Raw genomic sequence first — 26,782 nt, 5'->3', positions numbered from 1 at the left:
CGGCGCTGCCGGCAGGTGACCCGGAAGCCCGGTAAGACAATGGCCGCCGTGCCGTCCCGCATGCCCCCCGACCCAGGGTGTCTACGCCATGCCAGCCGATCGCTTCGACAATCTCCTCCCGCTGATCCTGGTGGGCCTCGGCCTGGCCGTCGCGTTCGCGCTGTGGCGCGTGCGCGTGCGGTTCGTGCGCCGTGCGGCCCGGCGCCGTGCGGCCGGCTACCGGCTGATGGATTGCCTGAAGGCGTACACCGCCTGGATCGACTGGCATCGCGACGAGCCGCTGTTGCACCGCGACCCGGAGAGCCTGAGCATCCCGGCCGCGCTCGCACAGGCCGTGCAGATCAAGGACGAATTCTTCCCCGAGCTGTCCAGGCTGATGGTGCAGCTGCTGCAGACGCACCGCGAGCTGATGCAGTACCTGTGGGAGGAGAACATCCTGCGCATGACGCACGCGGGGCACCAGCGGCCCTACTACGCGGACCCGCGCTACCACCAGCTGCGCGACACGCAGGACGCCGCCCTCGACACGCTGTTCCTGCGCTGCCGCGAGCTGATCGGCGACGCCAACACCGAATGGCGCCACACGCGCAGCGACTTCAGCTTCTCGAGCGAGACGGGGATGACCACCCCCGGCACCTGATCACACCCAGGGCAGGGATTCCAGCAGCTGCGCCCACTCCGCGTCGGCGCGCGCCGCCATGGGCTGGCACGCCGGAGCGACCGCGGGAGCGCTGAGCAGCTTGGCGCCGTCCCAGCGCAGGCTGCGGTCGGGGGTGAGCAGGATCCACTTCTTGCCCGGCTGCGCCTTGGCCAGCCAGGCGCCCACGATTTCACAGACGTAGTGCGCCGGCTCGAACCAGGCCACGGATGTGTCCTCGCCCCGGACGGCCAGCGTGCGGAAGGCGAGACGCGACTTCATCTTCTGCACGTCGCGGCGCACGGCCTGCGCCATCTGCCGCAGGCGCGCCATGTCCGCGTCGCCGAAATCGTGCTTGAGCTCCGGCTCGTAGACGAGGCGCCAGAGCGTGCGGTACAAAAGGTCGAACCGGTCCGCGTCGCGGTGCAGGACCACGAGCTCGCTCATCCGGACGAAGGACTGCGGGATGATCGCGCGCGCGGCACGGTTGCGGATGGCGGCGCGGTCCTCGTCCAGGCATTCCTCGCTCACGCCCTGGGCAGGCGCGGCGCTCCAGTGCACGTCGCCCGGGGGCACCTGCTGGGCCAGGAGGCGCGTCGCTTCGGTGTGGAAGCCAGCGACGTCGACCTGGTCGGACAGTGGAACTTGCACGGTGGTCACTGCATTCCCGTGAGGAGACGCCAGCATTGTGCGCGCCCCGTGCCCTTTGCGGGGGCACTTGGTTTCACTTGTCGCAAACGGCCCTGGAACTCCGGGCCCTGCGTCAGGTCGCGGCGGGCAGGAAGCCTTCGACGGACAGGTAGCGCTCGCCCGTGTCGTAGTTGAAACCGAGCACGGTCGCTCCCTCGGGGATGTCCTTGAGTTTCTGCGCGATGGCGGCGAGCGTGGCGCCCGAGGAGATGCCCACCAGGATGCCCTCCTCCCGCGCGCAGCGCCGGGCCATCTCGCGCGCTGGTTCTGCATCGACGAGGATGATCCCGTCCAGCAGCGAGGTGTCCATGATGGCGGGCACGAAGCCCGCGCCTATGCCCTGGATCGGGTGCGGCGAGGGCTGTCCGCCGGAGAGCACGGGCGATGCGACCGGCTCCACCGCGAAGACCTGCAGCTTGCTCCACTTGGCCTTGAGCACCTTCGCGCACGCCGTGATGTGCCCGCCGGTGCCCACGCCCGTGATCAGGTAGTCGATGCCCTGCGGGAAGTCCTCGAGGATCTCGCGCGCCGTGGTGCGCTCGTGCACCTCCACGTTGGCGGCGTTCTCGAACTGCTGCGGGATCCAGGCGCCGGGCGTCTGCGCCGCGAGCTCCTGGGCGCGGGCGATCGCGCCCTTCATGCCCTTCTCGCGCGGCGTGAGGTCGAAGCTGGCGCCGTAGGCCAGCATGAGGCGACGGCGCTCGATGGACATGCTGTCCGGCATGACGAGCACCAGCTTGTAGCCCTTGACCGCCGCGACCATGGCGAGGCCGATGCCGGTGTTGCCGGAGGTCGGCTCGATGATGGTCCCGCCCGGCTGCAGCTTGCCGCTGCGCTCGGCGGCCTCCACCATGGACAGCGCGATGCGGTCCTTGATGGAAGCGCCCGGATTCGAGCGCTCCGACTTCACCCACACCTGGTGCCGGTCGCCGAACAGGCGGTTGATCCGGATGTGCGGCGTGCGGCCTATGGTCTCGAGGATGTTGGCAGCCTTCATGGCGTCTCCTTGCGCGAAAGCGGACATTGTGGCGTGTTCATCGCGGCTGCGGGCTGGCGGCGGGCGTGCACCAGGCGATGACCGCCTCGCCGATGGCGGGCAGCGGGAGCACCTGTTGCGCGGCGCCGAGCGCGACGGCGGCATGCGGCATGCCGGCAAAGGTGGCCGTGTCTTCGCTCTGCGCGATGACGCGGCCGCCCGCCTCGCGTACCGCGCGCGCTCCGCTGGCGCCGTCCTCCCCGGTGCCGGTGAGTACCACCGCCAGGCCCTGCGGACCCGTGGCCGAAGCGAGCGACTCCAGCAGCAGGTCCAGCGGCCGGACCCGGAGCAACTCGCCGGACAGGGGCGCCACCGCGCAGGTCAGGTCGGGCCGGATCTCGAAGCGGCAGTGGGGCGGTCCGACGTACACCCGGCCAGGCCGCAGCCGCATGCCCTCGCCCGCCCAGGCCACCGGCAGGGCGAGCCGGCGCGCCAGGATGTCGACCAGGACGCTGGACTCGCCCAGGTGCTGTCCCACCACCACCGCCGCCGGGAACCCGGCGGGCAGCGGACCCAGCACCGCCGACAACGCCTCGAGGCCGCCGGCGGAGGTGACGAGCGCCACGATGCTGCAGGCTTGTGGGCGGGGTGCGCATGGAGCGTTCACGGGGGCCTCGCGCAAGAGTGTAGGCCTCGCCCGAGCGGGAGGCCAGCACTCGCCGCGGCCGTTCAGCCGGGGACGTCGAGCAGCTTGCGGATGGCGTCCTGCAGGGGCAGTGCGTCGCGCCGGATCGCCTCGGCCAGGTCCTTCTGCTCGCGCGTGAGCTGCCCTTGCAGCAGCCGTTCGGCATGCAGCCGGATCTCGTCGGCGGCGAGCTGCTGTTCGCGCAGGGCCTGCTGCGTCCGCTCCATGGTCTGGCGCAGCTTCTCGTCGCTCGCCCGCAGCGCCTCGGCGGCCGCGCGCGCGGCGGAGATGTCACGCACGATGGCCGTGGCGGCCATCAGCTTGCCCTCGCGGTCACGCACGGGGGACACCGTGACCGACACGTGCACCTCGCTGCCATCCTTGCGCCGCCGCACCGTCTCCACGTGCTCGACGCGCTGCGCCGACTCGATCCAGGCCGCCATCCTGGCCTGCTCGCCGTCCGCCGGGCCGAGCAGCGACAGCGGCTGGCCGATCGCTTCTTCCGCGGTGTAGCCGAAAATGCGCTCGGCGCCCGAGTTCCAGGACAGGATGGTCTGGTCCAGCGAGCAGCTGATGATGCCGTCGGTGGTCGAGTTCACTACGGCCGACAGCCACAGGCGCACCTCCTCGGCCTGCTTGCGCTCCGTGATGTTCACGAAGGACAGCACCACGCCGGCGATGCGGTCCTCGATCGTGCGGTACGGCAGCAGCCGCGCCAGGTACCAGCTGCCATCGGACTGCCCCACCTCGCGCTCGACGGGCACCAGCCGCTCCAGCACGCGGTTGGCGTCCGCTCCCAGGTCGGGGTAGTGCAGGTGGGTCGTGAGGTCGGTCAGGGGCCGGCCGATGTCGGTGGAGATCAGGTTGAACAGGCTCACCGCCGATGGCGTGTAGCGCGTGATGCGCAGCCGGCGGTCGAGGAACACCGTGGCGATGGCCGTGGCGTCCATCAGGTTGTGCATGTCGCTGTTGGCATGCCCCAGTTCGTCCACCTTGCCCTTGAGCTCGTGGTTGACGGTCGTGAGCTCCTCGTTGATCGACTGGAGCTCCTCGCGGCTGGTCTCCAGTTCCTCGGTGGCCGAGCGCAGCTCCTCGTTCATCGCCTGCAGCTCCTCGTTGCTGGCCTTGAGCTCCTCGGTCGAGGCCTCGTACTGCTCCACGGTCTCGCGCAGGTGGGACTTCAGGCGTTCGATCTCGCGGTCCAGGTGATGCGCCACGGGATCGACGACGCTCCGGGGCGCCTCGGGCTCCGGCGAGGGCACGGACGCGGCCTGTTCCTGCAGCACCACCAGGTACAGGGCCGAGCCGATGTCGCTCGCCGGCGTGACGCGGATGGACACCAGGCCTCCCGCCCGGCCCGCCAGCTCCACCGGCACGGAGGGCACCTCGACCACGGCGTTCGACTGCGCGGCCCGGTACAGTGCCGCGCGCAGCTCGATGCGCAGCGCGGCGGGCGCGGCGCGCAGCAGGTTGCGCGTGGGCTCGCCGCCGCTGAACTGCAGGTAACGCCCGGCGCTGGGGGACAGGTGCACGATGTCGTATTCGTGGTCGACCAGGATGGACGGCGGCGCCATGTGCTCCAGCAGGCGCAGGTGCAACTCGCCCCAGGACGCCACGCGGTCGGCGGGGGGACGCGGGCGGACCGCCCCCGGCAGGTTCTGCGGGAAGGAGCGACTGGCGACGGCCGGCGCCTCCTTCAGGTCATGCTGCAGGTGCAGCGACTGCACCAGCGTGCTGGGCGCCGACGGAATGGGCAGTCCCGTGCGCAGCGCCGACCGCTGGCCGTAGATGCGGTGCTTCTTGTCGAGGACGGTGAACAGGGGGCTGCCGTCCTCCACCGCCTCGGACGAGCCCAGGAACAGCTTGCCCTGCGGCAGCAGCGCGAAGTGGAAGATGTCGAACACGCGCCGTTGCGCCTCGCGCGTCAGGTAGATCAGCAGGTTGCGGCAGCTGATGAGGTCCAGCCGCGAGAAGGGCGAGTCCTTCAGCACGTCGTGGACCGCGAACAGCACCGTCTCGCGCACTTCGCGCCGCACGCGGTAGCCACGGTGCTCCTTGACGAAGAAGCGGCGCAGGCGCTCCTCGCTCACGTCCGCCTCCAGCGCCTCGGCATAGATGCCATCGCGCGCGGCAGCGATCGCGTCCTCGTCCAGGTCGGTCGCAAACACCTGGATCAGCGGCGGCGCGTCCAGCGTGCGGGCATGTTCGGCCAGCAGGATGGCAAGGCTGTACGCCTCTTCGCCCGTCGCGCAGGCCGGGACCCAGACGCGCACCGTGTCGTGCAGGCCCTTGCCCCGGAACAGCTGGGGGATGACCTGCTGCTCCAGCGCGGCGAAGCACGCCGCGTCGCGAAAGAAGTTCGTGACGGTGATCAGCAGGTCCTGCAGCAGCGCCCCCGGCTCGCCGGGGCGCGTGCGCAGGCAGTCCAGGTATTGCGGCAGGGTCTCCACCGCGTTGACCTGCATGCGCCGGCCGATGCGCCGCAGGATGGTGGCCCGCTTGTAGTGCGCGAAGTCGCGGCCGGTGCGCGTGCGCAGCAGGGTCAGGATGTCGCGCAGGGGCGCGTCCCCGTCGGGAACCGAGCGCGTGAGCTCCAGCAACTGGGCGCCGTCCTCGGGCGGCAGGTGGATCTGGGGCTCGAGCTTGAAGTAGGCGAGCAGGCGCTGCGGCATGTCGGCTGCGGGCAGGATCCAGTCGACCATGCCGGTGCCGATCGCGGCGCGCGGCATCGCGTCCAGCAGGGCCTCGTCCGGGTCCTGGGCCACGGTCAGGCCGCCGCGCTCCTTGATGCGCTTGACACCGATGGCCCCGTCGGCCCCCGGGCCGGAAAGCACCACGGCAGCCGCCTGCGAGCCATGCGTGTCGGCAATGCTGCGCAGGAACAGGTCGATGACCATGCGGCCGTGCTCGAGCTCGCCGTCCGTGGGCAGGAGCGAGCCATCCATGGAGCGCACGCCGCGGCCGGCCGGGACCAGGTACACCGTGCCGGGCTGGATGCGGTGCGATGCATCCAGCGGCACGACCGGCATCTTGGTGGCGCCGGCCAGCGGTGCATGCCAATCCTCCGCCACGGTATCCGGCGGATCGTGGCGCAGGACCACGAAGGCCATGCCGCTGTCCACGGGCATCCCATGCAGCAGGGCCTGGACCTGCTGCAGGGCCGACCCGGACGCGCCGATACCCACCAGAGGCAGCGAGCGATCGCCCTGCCAGGGGACCGGTGCGTCCATCTGGTTTCCGAGTTGCTCCTCGGCGTGGTCGGGGTCGAATTCAGTGGTCATGGCGGGGGCCGCTCATGATAATTCGTGGCCTCGTGGGGGGCGTCGTTGGTCGCGGCCGCCAGCGTGGTCAGCTCGCGCACCTGCGCCCGCAGGCGGTCCGCCTGCCCGCGCGCCGCCTGGGCCTGGGCGGGTTCGCCCGTGGCCTGCGACACGGCACCCATGCGGCGCAGGAGCATCTCGCGCTCCTGCAGGGCGCGCACGCCCGCGCGCATGGCGGCTTCGGCAACGCCCGCCTGCGCCTCCTGCAGGCTGCGGGCTGAGAAGGCGTGCCCCGTGTGGCAGCGGTAGCGAAGCGGCCGGCCGCCGCGCACTTCCCACAATCCGCCGCCGCAGTCCGGACAACCGAGTCCCGCAGGCGCGGCGATGGCCACCAGGTTGGGCAACAGGTCCTCGTCGCGGTTGATCGCCGCTTCCCGCTGCAGCTCCTCCGACGCGGGCAGTTCCGCCATCGGCCTTTGCTGCACCAGGCGCGCCAGCAGCGGGCCGATCGCCTCGGGCGGCAAGCTGGCGTCGACGTCCACGCACTCGCGGGCACTGGCGGGCATCCCCGGCTCTTCGGCTGTCGCGGGGTCCTGCACGATGGCGAAGCCGCCGCGGTTCTTGATCGCGGCCAGCCCCGCAGTGCCGTCGTCCATCGCGCCGGAGAGCACCACGCCGATGGTCCGCGCGCCCCAGGCCAGCGCCGCCGAGCGGAACAGGGGATCGATCGCGGGGCGCGTGTGGTTCTCGCGCGGTCCGCGGGTCAGGCGCAGGTGGCGGCCCTCCACCAGCATGTGGTGGTCGGGAGGTGCGATGTGCAGCACGCCGGGCGTCAGGATCTGGCCGTCGCGTGCATGCAGCGCCGGGTGGGGCCCGTTGTTCGCCAGCAGCTCCGGCAGGATGCTGGGGTTCACTCCGATGTGCTGCACGATGCACATGGGAGCAGCGAAACCCGCCGGCAGGGTGCGCGCAAGCGTGAGCAGGGATGCGATGCCTCCCGTCGAAGCACCGACCACCACCAGGCGGTCATTGGGAGATGGGGTCGCCATCGCCCATTGTGCGCCGCCAGGCGCGCGTCGTGGGCCGGCCTCAGCCGGGCTTGCGCGTGATCAGCCGCAGGCAGCGCCCGCGCAGGGAGGTGACGCAGGACGCGTGGCGCTCGCGCACCGCGAGCAGCTTGGCGCGGTCGGACCCGTCCTCCTGGAAACGCAGCCGCCACAGGGAGTGCACCAGCTCGGCATGGGTGATGAGGAGCTCGACCCAGTGCACGCTCAGCTGGGGCAGTGCGGCGCTGAGCATCCGCACGTGTTCCACCTGGTCGCTCACTTGCTGGTACAGCTCCATGTCCAGCCAGGTATCGACCATGCGCTCCACGTCGTTGCCGTACTGCTCCAGGGCCGCGGCGAGCTGGAACGCGATGGCGTCGAGGGCGGGAGCTTGGGTCGCGGACATGAAGGGGCGGGTGCGGGAAAGTGCAGTTTACGTACCCTGGCCCGCGATGGGAACACCCATGTGCCTATGCCCCTCAAGTAAGTGCGTAACAGTCACCGCGCGGGACTGCCGATGTACGGATACGTACATTCACACGAACAGGGACTTGTGCTGTTCGCGCAGAAGATTCTTCTGCACCTTGCCCATGGTATTGCGCGGAAGCTCGTTGACCACGAAGCACTTTTTCGGGATCTTGAAGTTCGCGAGCTGGTCTTTCAGCGTCCCGATCAACGCCTCCGGCTCGAGTTCGGCGCCGGGCTTGGCGATCACGATGGCCACGCCGACTTCGCCGAAATCCGGGTGCGGCACGCCGACCACCGCGCTCTCGGCGACGCCCGCCATCTCGTTGATATACCCCTCGATCTCCGCGGGGTAGACGTTGTAGCCGCCGCTGATGATCAAGTCCTTGCTGCGGCCCACGATGGTGACGTAGCCGCGCGCATCCACCTTGCCCACGTCGCCGGTGCGGAAAAAGCCGTCGGCGGTGAACTCCTCCCGCGTCTTCTCCGGCATGCGCCAATAGCCCTTGAACACATTGGGCCCTTTCACCTGGATGCCGCCGATCTCGCCGGCGGCGGGCTCATTGCCCTGGTCGTCGCGCACGCGCAGCTGCACGCCGGGCAGCGGGAAGCCCACCGTGCCGCCGCGGCGCTCGCCTTCGTACGGGTTGGACGTCAGCATGATCGTCTCGCTCATGCCGTAGCGCTCCAGGATGGTGTGGCCCGTGCGCTCCCGCCATTCGTTGAAGGTCTCCAGCAGCAGCGGCGCGGAGCCGGAGATGAACAGGCGCATGTTGCGCGCCACCACCTTGTTCAGCCGCGATTCGGCCAGCAGGCGCGTGTACAGCGTGGGCACGCCCATGAACACCGTCGCGTCCGGCATGCGTTCGATCACTTTCTTCGGGTCGAACTTGCCGAACCAGATCATCTTGCTGCCATTGAGCAGCGCGCCATGGATGGCGACGAACAGGCCGTGCACGTGGAAGATGGGCAGTGCGTGGATCAGGACGTCGCCCTCGCGCCATCCCCAGTACGTCTTGAGCACTTCGGCGTTGGAGCGCAAGTTGCCGTGCGTGAGCATGGCGCCCTTGCTCCGCCCGGTCGTGCCGCTGGTGTAGAGGATGGCGGCCAGGTCGTCGTCGCCGCGCTCCACCGGCTGCTGCTGGTCGGACTGCAGGGCCGCGCGCTGCAGCAGCGAGCCGCTGCGGTCGTCGCCCAGCGTGAGCACGTGGTGCGTGCCGGCCTGGAAGGCGATCTTGCTGACCCAGCCGAAGTTCGCCGGCGTGCACACGACGACAGCGGGTTCCGCGTTGCCGACGAAGTACTCGATCTCCGCCTTCTGGTAGGCGGTGTTGAGCGGCAGGAACACGTAGCCGGCGCGCAGGGTCGCCAGGTACAGCATCATGGCCTCGACGGACTTCTCCACCTGCACGGCGATGCGGGCGCCCTCCTCGATGCCGAGGGACTGCAGGTAGTTGGCGATCATCGCCGTGCCGCGCTCGAGGTCGCGCCAGCTGTAGGCCAGGCCGTTGTCGGTTTCGACGGCGACGGTGTCCAGGTCTTGCGGGAAGGCGGCGCGCAGCGCCGCGAACAGGTTGCGGTTGTCCATGTCGGATGCTTCTCAAAAACGCGGGGTTCTTTTCTCGAGGAAGGCCGAGATGCCTTCGCGATGCTCGATGCTGGTGGCGTAGTCGTAGGCGCGTTCCAGCAGGTCGGCCGGCGGGGCTGCGTCCGCGCTGCGGCCGGCGAGGCGGCGCAGCGTGCGCTTGTTCATGCGCGCCGCCTGCGGCGCCAGCGCGCAGATGCGGTCGGCCGCGGCCTGCACCTCCAGCGCGAGATGCTCGTTGGGCACCACCCGCTGCAGGAAGCCGCGCGCCTTCATCTCGCGCGCGTCGAGCTGCACGGCCTCCAGCAGCATCTCGCGCAGCGTGCCCTCGCCGGCCACCGCGGCGACCAGCTGCGCCTCGCGCGGCGCCATGGGAAAGCCCAGGCGCGCGATCGGCGCGCCGAAGCGCGCGCCGGTGCCGGCAATGCGGATGTCGCAGCAGCAGGCGATCTCCAGGCCGGCGCCCATGCAGGCGCCCTCGAGCTGCGCGAGCACCGGCACCTCGCAGGCCAGCATGGCCGACAGGCCGCCCCACACGTCGACCTCGTGGAACTCGCGCAAGGTGTCGGCATGGAAGCGGAACAGCGGGTACTCCGCGATGTCGCCGCCGGCGCAGAAGCCGCCGTTGGAGCCGGCCACGACCACGCAGCGCAGGTCGCGGTGGCCCTGGATCGCAAGGAAGGCATCGCGCAGCTCGCGCCACATCGCGCGCGACATGGCGTCGAGCTTGCCGGGGTGCGACAGCGTCACGCGGGCCACCGGCCCGAGCAGCGCGAGCCGCACCTGACCGGGCATGGCTTCAGTCTGCCTTGACGTTGGAAGCCTTGACGACCTGCGCCCAGCGCTTGACTTCGCCGTCGATGAAGGTGGCGAACTGCTGCTGGTTGAAGTTGGGGAACTCGGCGCCCTGCTGGGCCCAGATCGCCTGCAGCTCCGGCGTCTGGATCGCTTTGCGGACCTCGTCGGCGACGTGCGTCTGCACGTCCTGCGGCGTGCCCTTGGGCGCCCAGATGCCGTACCAGGTGGTCACCGTGTAGTCGGGCAGGCCGACCTCGCTGGCGCAGGGCACGTCCGGGATCGCCGCGTTGCGCTTCGCGCCGGACACCATCAAGGCCTTGATGCGGCCGCCCTTGATGTGGTTGGCCGAGGAGCCGAGGCCGTCGAACATGATGTCGCAGTTGCCCGAGATCAGGTCCTGCAAGGCAGGGCCCGCGCCGCGGTACGGGATGTGCGTGATGAAGGTCTTGGTCTGCAGCTTGAACAGCTCGCCCGCCAGGTGGTGCGAGGTGCCGTTGCCGGCGGACCCGTAGTTGTACTTGCCGGGGTTGGCCTTGACCATCGCCAGGAACTCCTTGAAGTCCTTGGCGGGCACGCGTGTCGGGTTGATGACGACCACCTGCGGCACGCGCGCCACCAGCGTGATCGGGACCAGGTCCTTCTGCAGGTCGTAGTCCAGGCGCGGATAGATCGAAGGCGCAATCGTGTGGTGCACGGCGCCCATGAACAGGTTGTAGCCGTCCGGCGCGGCGCGCGCGGCCAGCGCGGCCCCCACCGTGCCGCCGGCGCCGCCGCGGTTGTCGATGATCAGCTGCTTGCCGGTCTGCTTGGCGAACTGCGCCGCCAGCGGGCGCGCGAAAGCGTCGGTGCCGCCGCCTGCCGGGAAGGGCACGGTCATCATGACCGGTTTGGCGGGCCACCCGGAGCCCTGGGCCTGGGCGAACGGCACGAGGCCCGTGGCGCCTGCGGCAGCCGCCGCGCGCAGGACTTCACGCCGGGTGAGGCGGGGGGAATGCATCTTCTGTCTCCTCTTTGGTGAATGCCGCGACCGGAACGACGAACCGGTCAACGGTACAGGTCGGACACCGCGCCGGCCATCGGTATTTCACCGTGCGCCAGCATCGTGCGGTGCTTGTCGAGCCGCCTGGGATCGTACAGATAGTTCACCATGAGGCCGAAAGACTGCTTCACACCCTTAACGGAGGGATCGCCGGCCCAGTTCAGCCGCTCCACGCGCGCACCGTTGCCGAGGTGGAAGCGCGCGACCGGGTCCACCGGCTTGCCGTCCTGCAGCTCCTTGCCGAGGTAGCGCGCGGCCCAGGACAGCAGTTCCTCGCGCTCGGGCGACTTGGGGCCGAGCTCCAGCGGCTTGTCCCAATCCGCCATCTTCCCGGCCGGCACCTGCCTGGCAAGCCAGGCGCGAAAGCCCGGGATGGGCGACAGGGTGGCGAAGGTCCTGAGCCTGGGGAACTCCTCCTTGAGCGTTTCCACCACGCGCTTGATCAGCGAGTCGCCGAAGCTCACGCCGCGCAGGCCGGTCTGGCAGTTGCTGATGGAATAGAAGATCGCGGTCGTCGCCTTGGCCAGGTCCCCGGCGGCGGCGGTCTCGTCCAGCAGCGGCGTGATGCAGTCGGAGATGCCGTCGGTGAGCGCGACCTCCACGAAGATCAGCGGATCGCCGTCGAGGCGCGGATGGAAGAAGCCGTAGCAGCGCCGGTCGCTGTCCAGGCGGTTCTTCAGGTCGGCCCAGCTGCGGATGTCGTGCACGGCCTCGTACTTGATCAGCTTCTCGAGCAGCGACGCCGGCGAGTCCCAGGACAGGCGCCGCAGCTCGAGGAAGGCCACGTCGAACCAGGTGGAGAACAGCGTTTCCAGTTCGGCGTCCAGCGGCAGCAGGCGCTTGTCGTGCTTGAGGTGCGGCAGCAGTTCGGCGCGCAGGTCGACCAGGAAGCGCATGCCGTCGGCAAAGGCGGCGAAGCGTTGCAGCAGGCGGGTGCGCGGCGACACCAGCGCCCGGCGCAGCTTGATCTCGGTGGCGCCCTCTTCCGGCGTGCCATGCGCGGCCTCGTAGTGCTCGCGGGCCGCCTGGACCTTCTTCGGGTCGGGGCCGAACTGCTCGCTCATGAGCAGCCAGGCATCGTGGCGCTCCTGCGCCGGCGCCAGGGCGTAGCGCTGGGCGAAGGCCCTGGCGCGCCGGCCGCCCTCGACCTCGCTCGCGCGCGGGTCGACGATCGCCTGCAGTTCCGCCAGCGTGCGCCGCAGCACGCGCGGCGACAGGGCCTCCTCGCCGCGCCGCCACGTGGCCTGCAGCCGTTCGCGGGTGGTGCGGGCCGACGGCGCCTGCGCCGGGGCCGGCGGTGCAGGCAGATGCGCCACCGCCGCGGCGGCCGTGGGCGGGCGCTCGCGGCCCGGACCGGCCGCTGCCTTGGCTTCGAAGCCGGGGCGCCACAGTGCGGCGCCACGGGAGATCCAGTCGACGGGGCTCATCTCGGGCCGCCTTTGCCGAAGTTGCGATTCCTTGCCCCACGCGGCTCCCTCGACGGCCGCGTGCAGGTTCGCGCAGCGCCATTGGGCTGCTCGTTCCCGGCAATGATGAGGAAAGGCTGAGCCGCGTGGGGTCGCGGCTGCCTAGGGAAAATCCTCGTCCGGACGGACGGCGGCGCTCAGCGTGCCGGCGAGCGGGGGGCCGCCGGTCGCGGCGCGGCGGGATCGACGCGCGTCTCCGCCCAGACCCACAGCAGCACGCCACCCAGGATCATGGGGATGCACAGCCACTGGCCCATGCTCATCCTGAACGCCAGGATGCCGAGGTGCGCGTCGGGCTCGCGGAAGTACTCCGCCGTGAAGCGCGCCACCCCGTAGCCGAGAAGGAACACCGCCGACACCTGCGCCTCCTTGCGCGGCCGGCGCGCATAGAGCCACACCACGAGGAACAGCAGGATGCCTTCCAGCAGCAATTCATAGATCTGCGAAGGATGGCGCGGCAAGGCCGAACCGCTCTGGGGAAACACCATCGCCCAGGGCAGGTCCGGGTCCGCCGCCCGGCCCCACAGCTCGCCGTTGATGAAGTTGCCCACGCGTCCGGCGCCGAGCCCGAGCGGCACGCAGGGCGCGACGAAGTCCATCACCTGCCAGAAGGGCTTGCCGCGGCTGCGCGCGAACCAGATCTGCGACACGATGACGCCGAGCAGCCCGCCGTGGAAACTCATGCCGCCCTGCCACACGTAGAAGATCTGCAGCGGGTTCTCCAGGTAGAACCCGGGCTTGTAGAACAGGCAGTAGCCCAGGCGGCCGCCCGCCACCACCCCGAGCACGCCGAGGAACAGCATGTCCTCCACGTCCTTGCGCGACCAGGCGCCCGGCCCCTGGATGGAGCGGTAAGGCTCGTGCTTCAGGCGCAGGTGCGCCAGGAACATGAACAGCCCGAAGGCCACCAGGTAGGTGATGCCGTACCAGTGGATGGCAACGGGGCCGAGCTGCAGCGCGACGGGATCGATCTTGGGGTGAACCAGCATGGGCGGTGATTGTGGCGCAGGTGTCGCGGGGCTGGGGACACCTCACCCCAGCACCTCCACGAACCTTTCCAGCACCGGCGTCATCCGCTCCCACACCAGCGTCGTCTCGCACTCCGGCACGCCGGCGCCCTGCTTGCCGCGGATCTGGCGGTAGACCACCCCGGGGCGCTGGAACTGGCGCACGCTTTCGGGGACCCAGGCCAGGCCCAGGCCGGCCGAGACGAGGTTGACGATGGTCTGCATCTGGATGGCTTCCTGCACGATGCGCGGCTCGCGCGCGGCCGCGTGGTACATGCCCAGCACCGCGTCGTGCAGCGAGGGGACGATGCGGCGCGGGAAGATCACCAGCGGCTCGGCGAGCACCTGCGCCAGGGACAGGCGTGCCGTGCCGGCGAGCGGATGCGACTCCGGCAGGGCCAGCACCAGCGGCTCGCGGGCCACCTGGCGGTGCTGCAGCCCGCGCGGAGCGAAGCCGGGCGAATGCAGCATGAAGCCGGCGTCGATCTCGCCGCGGGCGAACGCGTCCAGCTGCACGTCGCCGGTGGCCTCGATGAGTTCCATCTGCACCTGGGGATGCTTGGCCCGGAAGGCGCGCAACCACAGCGGCAGCAAGGCGAAGCCCACGGTGGAGACGAAGGCGATGCGCAGCCGCCCGAGCTCCCCGCCGGCCGCCGCCCGGGCCTGCGCCGGCAGCTCGCGGGCGCGCGCGAGCAGCTCGCGCACCTGCGGCAGCAGGGCCTGGCCGGCCGCCGTGAGCTGCACGCTGCGCTTGGTGCGCTCGAACAGGCGCACGTCCAGCAGGCGCTCGAGCTGGGCGATCGCCTGCGTGAGCGGCGGCTGGGTCATGTGCAGGCTGCGCGCCGCACGGCCGAAGTGCAGCTCCTCGGCGACGGCGGCGAACTGGCGCCACAAGCGCAGTTCGATGACGGGTTCCTTCATACGCGGCGCATATTAATCGCCGCGCGGAAACGGATTGGAAAGAATCAGGGCGCGGGCGTATCCTCCGCCCCCATGGACAAGAAGACCATCCCCATCCGCCAGCTGCGCAGCGCCAACATCACCGAAGGCAAGTCGCGCGCTCCCAACCGCTCCATGTACTACGGCATGGGCTACAAGGAGACCGACTTCGGCAAGCCGATGGTGGGCGTGGCCAACGGCCACAGCACCATCACGCCGTGCAACAGCGGGCTGCAGAAGCTGGCCGACGCGGCGGTGGAGGGCATCGCGGAAGCCGGCGGCAACCCGCAGATCTTCGGCACGCCGACGATCTCCGACGGCATGGCGATGGGCACCGAAGGCATGAAGTACTCGCTGGTCAGCCGCGAGGTGATCGCCGACTGCATCGAGACCTGCGTGCAGGGCCAGTGGATGGACGGCGTGCTGGTCGTGGGCGGCTGCGACAAGAACATGCCCGGCGGCATGATGGGCATCCTGCGCGCCAACGTGCCTGCCATCTACGTGTACGGCGGCACCATCCTGCCGGGCAAGTGGCGCGGCCAGGACCTCAACATCGTCAGCGTGTTCGAGGCCGTGGGCCAGAACGCCGCCGGCAAGATCAGCGACCAGGACCTCAAGGAGATCGAGCAGGCGGCCATCCCCGGCACCGGCTCCTGCGGCGGCATGTACACGGCCAACACCATGTCCTCCGCCTTCGAGGCGCTGGGCATGTCCCTGCCCTTCTCCTCCACCATGGCCAACCCGCACGACGAGAAGCAGAACTCGGCCAAGGAATCGGCCAAGGTGCTGATGGAGGCCATCCGCAACGACCTCAAGCCGCGCGACATCGTGACCCGCCGGTCGCTGGAGAACGCCGTGGCGGTGATCATGGCCACCGGCGGCTCCACCAACGCGGTGCTGCACTTCCTGGCGATCGCGCACGCGGCCGGCGTGGAATGGACCATCGACGACTTCGAGCGCATCCGCAAGCGCACGCCGGTGATCTGCGACCTCAAGCCCTCGGGCAAGTACCTCGCGGTCGACCTGCACGAAGCCGGCGGCATCCCGCAGGTGATGAAGGTGCTGCTCAAGGCGGGCCTGCTGCACGGCGACTGCATCACCATCACCGGCAAGACGATCAACGAAACCCTCAAGGACATCCCGGACCACCCGCGCGCGGACCAGGACGTGATCCGCCCGATCTCCAGGCCGATGTACAAGGAAGGCCACCTGGCCATCCTCAAGGGCAACCTGTCGCCCGAAGGCGCCGTCGCCAAGATCACGGGCCTGAAGAACCCGGTGATCACCGGCCCGGCCCGCGTGTTCGACGACGAGCAGTCGGCGCTGCAGGCGATCCTGGACGGCAGGATCAAGGCGGGCGACGTGATGGTGCTGCGCTACCTGGGGCCCAAGGGCGGCCCGGGCATGCCCGAGATGCTCGCGCCCACCGGCGCGCTGATCGGCGCGGGCCTCGGCGAGAGCGTGGGCCTGATCACCGATGGCCGCTTTTCCGGCGGCACCTGGGGCATGGTGGTGGGCCACGTCGCGCCGGAAGCGGCCGCCGGCGGCACGATCGCGTTCGTCAACGAAGGCGACTCGATCACCATCGACGCGCACAAGCTGCAGCTGCAGCTCAACGTGCCGGACGCCGAGATCGCCCAGCGCAGGGCCGCCTGGACCGCGCCCGCACCGCGCTACACGCGCGGCGTGCAGGCGAAGTTCGCCTTCGCCGCGTCGAGCGCCAGCAAAGGCGCGGTGCTGGACGACTTCGCCTGACGCTGCCGCGGGCCGGTCATTCCGGGCCTTGCGCCGGGATCCCAAGGCGCGGGTGACCAGGCGCCCCATGGATCGTGGGTCCGGCGTTGTCGTCCCCGTCCTACGGGCAGCGTCCGCCGCCCTGCCTAGCATGGCGTTTTCCCCTCGGAGAACGTCATGGACACCCTTTCGCTCTGGCGGGGCACGGCGGCGCCTTCGGGTCATGCCATGCTGGACGGGGACATCACCGCCGACGTGTTGATCATCGGCGGCGGCATCAGCGGCGTGACGCTGGCGGACCTGCTCGCCGAGAAGAAGACGGCCGACAAGCCGAAGGTGGTGCTGCTGGAAGCCGATGAAATCGGCAGCGGCAGCACAGGCAACTCCACCGGCAACCTGTACGAGACGCTCTCCGGCGGCATGCGCGAGGTGGTCACGCGCTGGGGCGCCGATGTGGCCAGGCGCGTGGCGGACGAGCGCCGCACCGCCGTCGCCTTCATCGAGGAGCGCTGCAGCCTGCTGCCCGACGTGGGCTTCCGGCGCTGCCCGCTGGTGCAATGGGCCGACGCCGGCCACGAGGAACAGATCCGCAAGGAGTTCGATGCGCTCACGGCCGCGGGCTGCAAGGTGGAACGCGGCGGGTCCGTGCCTTCGCCGCTGCCGGCGGCCGAAGGCGAGGTCCTGGTGCTGCCGGGGCAGGCGCAGTTCCAGCCCCAGGCCTACGTCGTCGCGCTCGCCAGGCGCGCCGCCGAGGCGGGCGCCGCCATCCACGAGCACTCGCGCGTGCTGGAACTGGACACGAAGGCCAAGCGCGCAGTCACCGCATCCGGTTCCGTCACGGCGAAGGAAATCGTGATGGCGACGCACACGCCCAAGGGGCTGCACCTGGTGCACGCCGAGATGCCCGTGCACCGCGAGTACGCCATCGCCCTGGAGTGGTTCCCGGATGCGCCGCCCGGGCCGGGAACGTTCTGGTGGCAAGGCGCGGAGCAGCTGTCCATCCGCACGCTGCAGGCCGGCGGGCGCCACTTCCTGGTCTGCGCGGGGCAGGAGCACAAGGTGGGCATCCACAACGCGACGGCGGGCCTGATGGCACTGGAGATGCTGGCGAACAAGTATTTCGGCGAGCGCGCCGTCACCCATCGCTGGTCCGCCCAGAACTACCGCGGCGCCGACGGCCTGCCTTACATCGGCCGCAACGCCTCGGGCTGCTTCATTGCCACCGGTTTCGCCACCGACGGCCTGACCTGGGGCACCGTGGCCGCGCGCCTGGTCGCCGCGGAACTCCTGGGGCACAAGGCGGCGTTCGCCGAACTCGTGCGGCCGAACCGCCTCTCGCCGGTCAAGGGCGCAAGGACCATCCTGGAGGAGAACGTGACGGTGGTGAAGCAGCTGGTGAAGGACTACGTCACCAGCCGGCAGGACGAGAAGCTGGCGCAGTTGCAGCCGGGCGACAGCGCGATCGTGGACGTGGAGGGTGAGAGCTTCGCGGCGTACCGCTCACCGGCGGGCGAGCTGTTCGCCGTGTCCAATGTCTGCCCGCACCTGGGCTGCAAGGTGCACTGGAACAGCGTGGAAACCAGCTGGGATTGCCCTTGCCATGGCAGCCGCTTCCGCCCGGACGGCACCGTGATCGAAGGCCCCGCCCTCAGCGGGCTGAAACGCAAGCTGGTGCCGCGCCTGGGCGGCGGCACGGTCTGATCAGCGCCGGCCGGACTTCCTGGTGCCCAGGCCCAGCTGGTCGCGCTGCTTGTCCAGGCGCGCCTGCTTGCGGTCGTTCTCGCGCTGCACCGCCTTGCGCTTGGTGTAGCCGGAGTAGTCCGCCCAGGCCCACCACAAGGCGGCCAGGCCGAACGGCGACAGCACGGCCCACCAGGACCACTCGGCCGGCGGGCCGATCTCCAGGTATTTCATTGCCAGCAGGATGATGCCCAGTCCGAGCAGATACATGCCACGCCCCTCCGACTCCGTCGCTTTGTGAAGACTTCCGAATGCCGTACGGCCGGGCGGGTCAACGCCGGTCCGTACAATGCCGTTGAAGGAATGTAACTCAACGAGCGAGGATCCCTTATGAAACGAGCCCTGTTGGCTCTGGCAGCCCTGGCCGCCGTCTCTGCGCCCGCTCTGGCGGACCAGGCGCTGGCGACCGCCAAGAACTGCATGGCCTGCCATGCGGTGGACAAGAAGCTGGTCGGCCCGGCTTACAAGGACGTCGCCGCCAAGTACGCCGGCCAGAAGGACGCCGTGGACCGCCTCAGTGCCAAGATCCTCAAGGGTGGCGCCGGTGTCTGGGGCCCCGTGCCCATGCCGGCGAACGCGCAGGTGAGCGAGGCCGAGGCGAAGAAGCTGGCCGCCTGGGTGCTGAGCCTGAAGTGAGCCGCACGCAGCCCTGAAAGAAGCCCGCTCACGCGGGCCGTTTTCGTGGCGAGGCGGGGTCGTCGCGGCACAGCCGGGATCCATGCCGCCCGGCGTCCTTCCCGCCGCCCGGATAGCCAATCCGGCCGCCGCCCTGCCATCATGCGGCGATGGACATCTTTCTCGACCCCAACACCTGGATCGCATTCGGCATGCTGACCGCCCTGGAGATCGTGCTCGGGGTGGACAACATCATCTTCATCTCCATCCTGGTGGGGCGACTGCCGACCGACGTGCGCGAGAAAGCGCGGCGCCTGGGCCTGGGGTTCGCGATGGTGACGCGGCTGCTGCTGCTGCTGTCGCTCAGCTGGGTGATGAGCTTGCGGGCCGACCTGCTCAGCGTCGCCGGCAAGGGCATCAGCGGCCGCGACCTGGTCCTGCTGGCCGGTGGGCTCTTCCTCCTCTACAAGGCCTCCCACGAGATCTTCATGGAGGTGGAGGCGCGCGACGAGCAAGGGCCGCCGGAAACGGATTCCGCCGCCGTCCGCGCCGGCAGCCGCGTGCTGTTCTGGTCGGTGATCGGACAGATCGCGATCATCGACATCGTGTTCTCGCTGGACTCGGTGATCACCGCCGTGGGCATGGTGGACCACATCGAGATCATGGCGGCCGCGGTGATCGCGTCGGTGGGCATCATGCTGCTGGCGGCGCGTCCGATCGGCGAATTCGTCGACCGGCACCCTTCGGTGAAGGTGCTCGCGCTGGCATTCCTCGTGATGGTCGGCATGGCCCTCACCGCGGAGGCCTTCGACGTGCACGTGCCCAAGGGCTACATCTACGTCGCGATGGCGTTCTCGCTCGGCGTGGAAGCGCTGAACATCCGGGCACGGGAGAAGCGCCGGCTGGCCAGGCAGGCGGCGGCTTCATAGGAATCGAAAAGCGTTCCGCAGAGGCGCAGGGGAAACGCAGGGCAATCCTGGAATCCCTGTGCGGCCCTCTGCGCTCCCTACGCCTGTGCGGTGCAGGTCCCTTCGATCAGTTCGTCTGCGCCAACTGATCGAGGATCGCCGGGTTTTCCAGGGTCGTGGTGTCCTGCGTGATCTGTTCGCCCTTGGCGATGCTGCGCAGGAGGCGGCGCATGATCTTGCCGCTGCGGGTCTTGGGCAGGTTGTCGCCGAAGCGGATGTCCTTGGGCTTGGCGATGGGGCCGATCTCCTTGGCGACCCAGTTGCGCAGCTCGTTGGCGATCTTCGTCGCCTCCTCGCCGGTCGGCCGCGAACGCTTGAGGACCACGAAGGCGCACACTGCCTCGCCCGTGAGGTCGTCGGGCCGGCCCACGACGGCCGCTTCGGCCACCAGGTCGGTCTTGGAGACCAGCGCCGACTCGATCTCCATCGTGCCCAGACGGTGGCCGGAGACGTTCAGCACGTCGTCGATGCGGCCCGTGATGCGGAAGTATCCGGTCTTCGCGTCCCGCACGGCGCCGTCGCCCGCCAGGTACAGCTTGCCGCCCATTTCCTCGGGGAAATAGCTTTTCTTGAAGCGCTCCGGGTCGCCCCAGATGGTGCGGATCATCGAGGGCCAGGGCCGCTTGATCACCAGCATGCCGCCGGAGCCGTTGGGGATGTCCTTGCCGGTCTCGTCGACGATGGCGGCCATGATGCCGGGCAGCGGCAGCGTGCACGAGCCCGGGACCGTCGGCGTGGCGCCCGGCAGCGGCGTGATCACGTGGCCACCGGTCTCGGTCTGCCAGAAGGTGTCGACGATCGGGCAGCGCTCGCCGCCCACGTTCCGGTGGTACCACATCCACGCTTCCGGGTTGATCGGTTCGCCCACCGTGCCCAGGATGCGCAGCGAGGACAGGTCCCAGTTCTTCGGATGCACCTTCTCGTCGGTCTCGGCGGCCTTGATCAGCGAGCGGATCGCGGTCGGCGCCGTGTAGAACACCGTCACCCTGTGCTTCTCGATCATCTGCCAGAAGCGGCCCGCGTGCGGAAAGGTGGGGATGCCTTCGAACATCAGTTGCGTCGCACCGGCGGCGAGCGGCCCGTAGGCGACGTAGGTGTGGCCGGTGATCCAGCCGATGTCCGCGGTGCACCAGAACACGTCCTTCGGCTGGATGTCGAAGGTCCAGTCCATCGTGAGCCTGGACCACAGGAGGTAGCCGCCCGTGGAGTGCTGCACGCCCTTGGGCTTGCCCGTGGAGCCCGAGGTGTAGAGGATGAACAGCGGATGCTCCGCGCCCACCGGTTCCGGCTTGCATTCCGTGGACTGGCCTTCCAGCACCTCGGCGAAGGTCTTGTCGCGGCCGGCCACCATGTTGCAGGGCGTGGGGGTGCGCTCGTACACCAGCACGGTCTTCACCGACTCGCAGCCGCCCATGGCCAGGGCCTCGTCGACGATGGACTTCAGGCCCATCTCCTTGCCGCCGCGCATCTGGTAGTTGGCGGTGACCACCGCGACGGCGCCGGCGTCGATCACGCGCTCCTGGATCGACTTGGCCGAGAAGCCGCCGAACACCACGCTGTGCGTCGCGCCGATGCGCGCACAGGCCTGCATCGCCACCACGCCCTCGACGGTCATCGGCATGTAGACGATGACACGGTCACCCTTCCTGATGCCTTGCGCCTTGAGCGCGTTGGCGAACTGGCTCACGCGTGCGAGCAGTTCCTTGTACGTAACCTGGCTGACCTTGCCGTCGTCGGACTCGAAGACGATCGCCACCTTGTTTTCCACCGGCGTGCCGACGTGCTTGTCCAGGCAGTTGGCGCTGGCGTTGAGCTCGCCGTCCTCGAACCACTTGTAGAACGGCGCCGCGGACTCGTCCAGGGTCTTGGTGAAGGGCTTGGTCCACCGGATGTTGTCGCGCGCCAGGCGCGTCCAGAAGCCCTCGAAGTCCTGCTCGGCTTCCTTGCACAGGGCGTCGTAGGCGCCCATGCCCGAAATGCGCGCCGCCTTCACGGCGGCATCGCTGGGCGGGAACACCCTGTTTTCGACGAGGACGGATTCGATGGCGCTCATGCTTGTCTCTCCGGTGGAATGAATTGCGCGCCACTGTGGTCGGGGGGTCTTACAAGCCACTGACTGGCGCACTTGCCGCCCCATTCTGTCGCGCCCGGCCGGTTCTCTACAATCTGGCCGCATCCGTAGTAACCCCCTGACCATGCGACCAAAACAACCCGACGTCAGTTCCGCCTCGCCGCTGCGCCCGCTGCCGAACCTGATCTTCGCCAGCCGCTGGCTGCAGCTGCCGCTGTACCTGGGACTGATCGCCGCCCAGGCGGTGTACGTGGTGCACTTCCTGCTGGAACTCTGGTACCTCGTGCTCGCCGCGGCGGGCGGCCAGGAGGCGCTCCAGCACCTGGTGAACAGCATCGGCTACAGCGGCGCGCCCGTGACCGCGCTGAACGAAACCATCATCATGCTGGTGGTGCTGGCGCTGATCGACGTGGTGATGATCTCCAACCTGCTGATCATGGTCATCGTCGGCGGCTACGAGACCTTCGTCAGCCGCATGGGCCTGGAGGGCCACCGCGACCAGCCGGAGTGGCTCAGCCACGTGAACGCCTCGGTGCTGAAGGTCAAGCTGGCCACCGCCATCATCGGCATCTCGTCGATCCACCTGCTCAAGACCTTCATCAACGCGGGCAACTACACGGACAAGGTGCTGATCGCGCAGACGGTCATCCACATGACGTTCCTGCTGTCGGCGCTCGCCATCGCCTTCACCGACCGCGTGATGGCGCCGGCGCCGCACCGCAACACCGAAGAACTCTGAAGGCCGAAGTGTCGACAATTCGCGTGACAGCGTCGACACCCTTCTTATAATTGCCGACATCCCCGCCCGCGCGGCGGCGATGCCGTCCATGAGCGCCATCCCTCCCATCCTGACCACCGAAGGCCTCTCGCGCCAGATCGCCGAGCAGCTCAAGGAGCTGATCTACGCGGGAGAGTTCCGGGCCGGCGACCGCCTGAACGAGGCGGCCCTGGCGGTGCGCATGGGCACCAGCCGCGGGCCGATCCGCGAGGCGATCCGCATCCTCACGGGCACCGGGCTGGTCACCCCGGTGGTGAACCGCGGCGTCTTCGTGCGCAAGGTCTCGATCCAGGAGATGCTGGAGATCTACGAGCTGCGCGCGCTGGTCTTCGGCTTCGCCGCGGAGCGGGCCTGCGACCACATCCGCGACGAGGACCGGGCAAGCTTCGAGGCGCTGCTGGACGGCATGGACCGGGCTGCACAGGACAACGACAGCGGCCGCTACTACGAGCTGAACGTGCGCTTCCACGAGCTGGTGCTGCGCCTGTCCGGACACGAGCGGGCGCGGCAGCTGTACGAGAGCTACGTCAAGGAGCTGCACCTGTACCGCCGCCAGAACTTCAACGCGCCGGGCAACATGCGGCGCTCGAACGTGGAGCACCGCAGGATCTACGAGGCGATCGCCAAGGGCAATGCGGCGAAGGCGAAGCAGTACGCCGAGGAGCACATCCAGGCGGGGCGGCAGCGGCTGCTGGCGCTGGCGGACGAACGCTGAACCGCTGCGCGGCGGGGGCGGTGGGGTTCACTCTACACACATGACGCGGCTGCCGGGCGCCCCTACAAGTTGCCGATCACGGCGCGGGTGAAGGACTCCGTGGTGCCCTTGCCGCGGATGTCGCCCGTGCGGGCGTTCGCATCCGCCAGGGCGCGCGTGAGGCCCTGCTCCATGCTCGCCGCCGCGGCGACCGCCTGCGGAATCGCTTTCCTGCGCCCCAGCCAATCCAGCAGCATGCGCGTCGAATCCACCATCGCGTAGGGATTGGCAATCCCTTTCCCCGCGATGTCCGGCGCCGAGCCGTGGGTGGCCTGCGCCATCGCGAAGTCGCCGTCGCCGATGCACAGGCCGGGCGCCATGCCCAGGCCGCCCACCAGGCCCGCGGCCTCGTCGGTGAGGATGTCGCCGAACATGTTGGTGGTGACCACCACGTCGAAGTTCTGCGGGTCGCGCACCAGCCGCATGGCCATGGTGTCGACGATCACCTCGTTGACCGCCACGTCCGGGAAGTCCTTGGCCGCCTTGAGGCACTCCTCGACGAACATGCCGCAGCCCAGCTTGAAGACGGTGTTCTTGTGCACCACCGTCAGCTTCTTGCGGCGGCTGCGCGCCAGCGCCAGCGCCACGCGCGCGACCCGGTCGCTGCCCTTGCGCGTGATGACGCGCACCGAGATCGTCATGTCTTCGCTGGGCCGGAACTCGCCGGAGCCGGCGACCACGTTGCGGTCCGGCTGGAAGCCTTCGTTGTTCTCGCGCACGATCACCAGGTCCACGTCGTCGCGCAGGCACCCGATGTCCGGGTAGGACCGCGTGGGCCGCACGTTGGCGAACAGGTTGAAGTGCTTGCGCATGATCGGGTGCGGGTTGATCGCGCCCGGCACCTTCGGATACTCGCGGTGGCCGATGGGGCCCAGCACGAAGCCGTGGTAGGTGGCCAGCGTCTCCAGCGTGCCCGCGGGCAAGGTGGATCCGTGTGTGTCCAGCGCGCGGCGGCCGACGGGCATGGGCTTCCACTCGATGCGCAAGCCGTGCTTTTCCGCCGCGGCGGACGCCACCTGCACGGACGCCGGCACGACCTCGTGGCCGATGTCGTCGCCCTCCAGCACGCCGAGAACCAGGTGCGGGTCCTTCATGCGGCCACCCGGCCCTTCCTGCGCGCAAGCGCCATGCGCGCGGCGATGCGCAGCGCCTGCTCCAGCGCGCCCGTTTCCGCCTTGCCCTGCCCGGTGATGTCGAACGCCGTGCCGTGGGCTGGCGTCGTGTAGACGGTCTTGAGCCCCGCCGTCACCGTCACGCCCTTGGCGAAGCCCAGGAGCTTGGTCGCGATCTGGCCCTGGTCGTGGTACATCATGACCACGCCGTCGTACTCGCCCTTGAGCGCCTTGAGGAAGATCGCGTCGGAGGAGATCGGCCCGCTCACGGCGAGCCCTTCCTCCGCGAGGCGGCGCACGGTCGGCGCGATCAGGCGGATCTCCTCGTCGCCGAAGAGGCCGCCCTCGCCGCAATGCGGGTTCAGCGCCGCGACCCCGATGCGCGGCCTGGCGTGCCCCGCCTCGCGCAGGCTGCGGTCCGCCAGTCGCACGGCGGAAGCGATGCGCTCCGGCGTGATCATCTCCAGCGCCTGGCGCAGCGCCACGTGCGAGGTGACGCGGAAGGTCGAGAACTGCTCGATGACGTTCATCTCGCCGAAGAAGCCCTGGTGCGCGTTCCACGCCGCGAACATCTGGTGCTCGTCGAGGTACTTCCAGCCGCCCTGGTGCAGCGCCGCCTTGGACAGCGGCGCGAAGGACACGCCTTCGATCTCGCCCGCCTGGGCGAGCTGCGTCATGTGCTGCAGGGTCTCGCCCGTGAGGCGGCCCGACTCGGGCGAGTTCTCGCGCCGCGGCAGCTTCGCCGGGTCGATGTTGCCGAGGTCCACCACCGGGATCTCGCTGCGCGCCCAGTCGATGGCGGACACCGCGTCATAGCGGCGCCACGGCGTCTGCAGCTTGGCGTCGCGGCAGCCGAGCTCGAACACCCGCGCGTCGCCGATCACCGCGATGCGCGCCACGTCGCGCAGCTTGCCGCTCGCGAGCAGCTTGGCCGTGATCTCGGGACCGATGCCGGTCATGTCGCCGGGCATCAGCCCGAGCAAGGGCCTTGCGTCAGCTGCGGTCATGGGCGAGCGTGTCCATCAGGCGGGAGATGGCCGGCAGCGTCTCGAGCTCGCGCACCATCGCCACGACTTCCTCGGCCTTCTGCTTCGGGAACCCGGCGAACTCCGCGTTCTGGCGGAACTTGTCGGCGACCTCGTTGTAGGTCATGGGCATCGCGGGGCTGCCCTTGCCGAAGTCGGCGCGGCCGCTCACCTTGCGGCCGCCGGCCAGTTCGATGTCGATGAGGGTGGTCATCTTGTGGTAACCGGCGGCTTCCGCCTCCGGGTCCACCACGAAGTCGACCTTCTCGATCATCTTCCGCACGTCGGGGCGCAGCACGACCTCGTCGGTGAATTCGTTGAGGCCCGCGCGGCCTTCCAGCAGCAGGATGGCCATGCAGAACTCCATGGAGAACTTGGCCTGCAGCTCGTTCGTCGGGCGATGGTGGATCAGCGCGTTGGGCATGTTGTGGTTGGTGCCCACGCGCACCCGCACGACATCCTTGGCCTGGATCCGGTTCTCGCGGATCAGGCGCAGCATCTCGGTCATGCCCGGGTGCGTGAGCGAGCCGGACGGGTGCGGCTTGATCGACACGCCCGGCTCCGCGAAGGTCCAGGGCCTGCCCAGGCGGCCGGCGATCGCACCGGCGTCGTAGCCGCCGCCGGCGGCGCTGAAGAATCCGCGCGGGGCCTCCAGGATCTTGTCGGTGGCGGTCCAGCCGTAGGAGGCGAACTGCGCCGCGGCCACGCCGCTCTCCGAGGAGCGCCCCGCGTGGAACGGCTTGGTCATGGTGCCGAAGTTCTCGCGCAAGCCGGCGGACTGGCTGCCGGCGATCGACAGCGCGCGGCAGGTCGCCTCCTCCGACAGGCCCATCAGGCGCGACGCGGCGGACGCGGCCGCGAAGGTGCCGCAGGTCGCGGTGGAATGGAAGCCCGTCTGGTAGTGGCGCGGGTTGATCGCCTCCGAGATCTTGCACTCGACTTCCACGCCGAGGTGGTAGGCCAGCATGGCGTCGGCGCCGCTCGCGCCCAGCGCCTCCGCCACGGCGAGCGCGGCCGGCAGGGCGGGTGCGGTCGGATGCGTCAGCAGGCCGTACACGCGGTCGGTGGCGACGGCGAGCTGCGTGTCGTCGTAGTCGTCCGCATGGATGCCCACGCCGTTGGCGAACGCGGCAAAGCGCGGCGCGACCTTCAGGCGCGTGCCGATCACGGTGGCCGGCCCGCTGCCCAGGTGCAGGTCCGCGAGGTGGCGGCGCACGAGGCCGCCGCAGTGGCTGGCCCCGCCGGAGAGCGCGAGCCCCAGCCCGTCGAGGATGGACTTCTTGCCCAGGCCCACGACGTCCTGCGGCAGGTCCTGCACGCGCGTGCTGCAGACGAAATCGGCCACGTAGTGCGTCAGGTGTTCCGCGGCCTGTTGCTGGGTGATGCTCACTT

At 69.5% G+C, this 26,782-nt stretch carries 24 protein-coding genes; 7 read left to right on the top strand and 17 right to left on the bottom strand.

All coding sequences use genetic code 11. From position 1 onward, the window contains the following. The first annotated feature begins 88 nt into the window (after positions 1-88). A complete protein-coding gene (locus AC3EGR_RS22540) occupies positions 89-640 on the top strand; it encodes a hypothetical protein (RefSeq protein ID WP_488548767.1) in 552 nt (183 codons plus the stop codon). Here AC3EGR_RS22540 and AC3EGR_RS22535 read toward each other — a convergent pair whose 3' ends face one another. The 12 genes from AC3EGR_RS22535 to AC3EGR_RS22480 form a co-directional block, all read right to left on the bottom strand. Beyond that, entirely contained in the window at positions 641-1,288 is a 648-nt protein-coding gene (locus tag AC3EGR_RS22535; protein WP_488548766.1) for a DUF4130 domain-containing protein, read from the bottom strand. 112 nt (positions 1,289-1,400) lie between these two features. Next, positions 1,401-2,324, bottom strand: coding sequence for a cysteine synthase A (gene cysK / locus AC3EGR_RS22530; RefSeq protein WP_488548765.1), 924 nt, complete (start codon positions 2,322-2,324; stop codon positions 1,401-1,403). 37 nt (positions 2,325-2,361) lie between these two features. Further along, positions 2,362-2,928: a chemotaxis protein CheB gene (locus tag AC3EGR_RS22525; RefSeq protein ID WP_488548764.1), complete on the bottom strand. Its 567-nt coding sequence runs from the start codon at positions 2,926-2,928 to the stop codon at positions 2,362-2,364. Positions 2,929-3,032: 104 nt separating this feature from the next. Next, positions 3,033-6,269, bottom strand: a complete 3,237-nt coding sequence (locus AC3EGR_RS22520; protein ID WP_488548763.1) for a CheR family methyltransferase — start codon at positions 6,267-6,269, stop codon at positions 3,033-3,035. Continuing rightward, entirely contained in the window at positions 6,266-7,297 is a 1,032-nt protein-coding gene (locus AC3EGR_RS22515) for a chemotaxis protein CheB (protein ID WP_488548762.1), read from the bottom strand. Before AC3EGR_RS22515 ends, AC3EGR_RS22520 begins: the two co-directional genes overlap by 4 nt. A gap of 40 nt (positions 7,298-7,337) precedes the next feature. Further along, entirely contained in the window at positions 7,338-7,700 is a 363-nt protein-coding gene (locus AC3EGR_RS22510; RefSeq protein WP_488548761.1) for a hypothetical protein, read from the bottom strand. Between the two features lie 129 nt (positions 7,701-7,829). Continuing rightward, entirely contained in the window at positions 7,830-9,347 is a 1,518-nt protein-coding gene (locus AC3EGR_RS22505) for a malonate--CoA ligase (protein ID WP_488548760.1), read from the bottom strand. A 12-nt stretch (positions 9,348-9,359) separates the two neighbouring features. After that, positions 9,360-10,139, bottom strand: coding sequence for an enoyl-CoA hydratase/isomerase family protein (locus AC3EGR_RS22500; protein ID WP_488548759.1), 780 nt, complete (start codon positions 10,137-10,139; stop codon positions 9,360-9,362). A 4-nt stretch (positions 10,140-10,143) separates the two neighbouring features. Further along, positions 10,144-11,139, bottom strand: coding sequence for a Bug family tripartite tricarboxylate transporter substrate binding protein (locus tag AC3EGR_RS22495; protein WP_488548758.1), 996 nt, complete (start codon positions 11,137-11,139; stop codon positions 10,144-10,146). Between the two features lie 47 nt (positions 11,140-11,186). Further along, complete coding sequence (locus AC3EGR_RS22490; protein ID WP_488548757.1) at positions 11,187-12,608, bottom strand: malonyl-CoA decarboxylase; 1,422 nt, start codon at positions 12,606-12,608, stop codon at positions 11,187-11,189. A 176-nt stretch (positions 12,609-12,784) separates the two neighbouring features. Beyond that, the gene (gene lgt / locus AC3EGR_RS22485; RefSeq protein ID WP_488548756.1) at positions 12,785-13,636 is read right to left on the bottom strand and encodes a prolipoprotein diacylglyceryl transferase; all 852 of its coding nucleotides are present in this window, start codon (positions 13,634-13,636) and stop codon (positions 12,785-12,787) included. Positions 13,637-13,678: 42 nt separating this feature from the next. Continuing rightward, positions 13,679-14,575, bottom strand: coding sequence for a LysR substrate-binding domain-containing protein (locus AC3EGR_RS22480; protein ID WP_488548755.1), 897 nt, complete (start codon positions 14,573-14,575; stop codon positions 13,679-13,681). Positions 14,576-14,647: 72 nt separating this feature from the next. On the opposite strand from AC3EGR_RS22480, the gene ilvD reads away from it, so the two are divergent. Together ilvD and AC3EGR_RS22470 are read left to right on the top strand one after the other, a co-directional pair. Further along, on the top strand, positions 14,648-16,348 hold the full coding sequence (gene ilvD / locus AC3EGR_RS22475) for a dihydroxy-acid dehydratase (RefSeq protein WP_488548754.1): 1,701 nt from the start codon (positions 14,648-14,650) through the stop codon (positions 16,346-16,348). A gap of 156 nt (positions 16,349-16,504) precedes the next feature. Continuing rightward, positions 16,505-18,028 carry an FAD-dependent oxidoreductase gene (locus AC3EGR_RS22470; RefSeq protein ID WP_488548753.1) on the top strand — a complete coding sequence of 508 codons (1,524 nt, stop codon included), beginning with the start codon at positions 16,505-16,507 and terminating at the stop codon, positions 18,026-18,028. Here AC3EGR_RS22470 and AC3EGR_RS22465 read toward each other — a convergent pair whose 3' ends face one another. Beyond that, the gene (locus AC3EGR_RS22465; protein ID WP_488548752.1) at positions 18,029-18,277 is read right to left on the bottom strand and encodes a TIGR04438 family Trp-rich protein; all 249 of its coding nucleotides are present in this window, start codon (positions 18,275-18,277) and stop codon (positions 18,029-18,031) included. Positions 18,278-18,397: 120 nt separating this feature from the next. Between AC3EGR_RS22465 and AC3EGR_RS22460 the strand changes: the two genes are divergently transcribed. Beyond that, on the top strand, positions 18,398-18,703 hold the full coding sequence (locus tag AC3EGR_RS22460) for a c-type cytochrome (protein WP_488548751.1): 306 nt from the start codon (positions 18,398-18,400) through the stop codon (positions 18,701-18,703). A gap of 149 nt (positions 18,704-18,852) precedes the next feature. Further along, the gene (locus AC3EGR_RS22455) at positions 18,853-19,611 is read left to right on the top strand and encodes a TerC family protein (RefSeq protein WP_488548750.1); all 759 of its coding nucleotides are present in this window, start codon (positions 18,853-18,855) and stop codon (positions 19,609-19,611) included. Between the two features lie 106 nt (positions 19,612-19,717). Here the strand turns inward: AC3EGR_RS22455 and acs are convergent, their stop codons facing one another. Continuing rightward, positions 19,718-21,703, bottom strand: a complete 1,986-nt coding sequence (acs, locus tag AC3EGR_RS22450) for an acetate--CoA ligase (RefSeq protein WP_488548749.1) — start codon at positions 21,701-21,703, stop codon at positions 19,718-19,720. Positions 21,704-21,845: 142 nt separating this feature from the next. Here acs and AC3EGR_RS22445 point away from each other — a divergent pair, with 142 nt between their 5' ends. Together AC3EGR_RS22445 and AC3EGR_RS22440 are read left to right on the top strand one after the other, a co-directional pair. Then, complete coding sequence (locus AC3EGR_RS22445; RefSeq protein ID WP_488548748.1) at positions 21,846-22,460, top strand: TIGR00645 family protein; 615 nt, start codon at positions 21,846-21,848, stop codon at positions 22,458-22,460. An 88-nt stretch (positions 22,461-22,548) separates the two neighbouring features. Further along, complete coding sequence (locus tag AC3EGR_RS22440; RefSeq protein WP_488548747.1) at positions 22,549-23,214, top strand: GntR family transcriptional regulator; 666 nt, start codon at positions 22,549-22,551, stop codon at positions 23,212-23,214. A 62-nt stretch (positions 23,215-23,276) separates the two neighbouring features. Here AC3EGR_RS22440 and AC3EGR_RS22435 read toward each other — a convergent pair whose 3' ends face one another. The 3 genes from AC3EGR_RS22435 to AC3EGR_RS22425 are packed head-to-tail and all read right to left on the bottom strand — an operon-like array spanning position 23,277 to position 26,780. After that, complete coding sequence (locus AC3EGR_RS22435; protein ID WP_488548746.1) at positions 23,277-24,347, bottom strand: isocitrate/isopropylmalate dehydrogenase family protein; 1,071 nt, start codon at positions 24,345-24,347, stop codon at positions 23,277-23,279. Continuing rightward, on the bottom strand, positions 24,344-25,372 hold the full coding sequence (locus tag AC3EGR_RS22430) for a PdxA family dehydrogenase (RefSeq protein ID WP_488548745.1): 1,029 nt from the start codon (positions 25,370-25,372) through the stop codon (positions 24,344-24,346). Before AC3EGR_RS22430 ends, AC3EGR_RS22435 begins: the two co-directional genes overlap by 4 nt. Then, complete coding sequence (locus AC3EGR_RS22425; protein WP_488548744.1) at positions 25,359-26,780, bottom strand: MmgE/PrpD family protein; 1,422 nt, start codon at positions 26,778-26,780, stop codon at positions 25,359-25,361. Before AC3EGR_RS22425 ends, AC3EGR_RS22430 begins: the two co-directional genes overlap by 14 nt. Positions 26,781-26,782 lie beyond the last annotated feature (2 nt).

This window comes from Ramlibacter sp. G4-7 (genome assembly GCF_057784995.1).
This window is presented reverse-complemented; position numbering and strand designations above follow the sequence as displayed.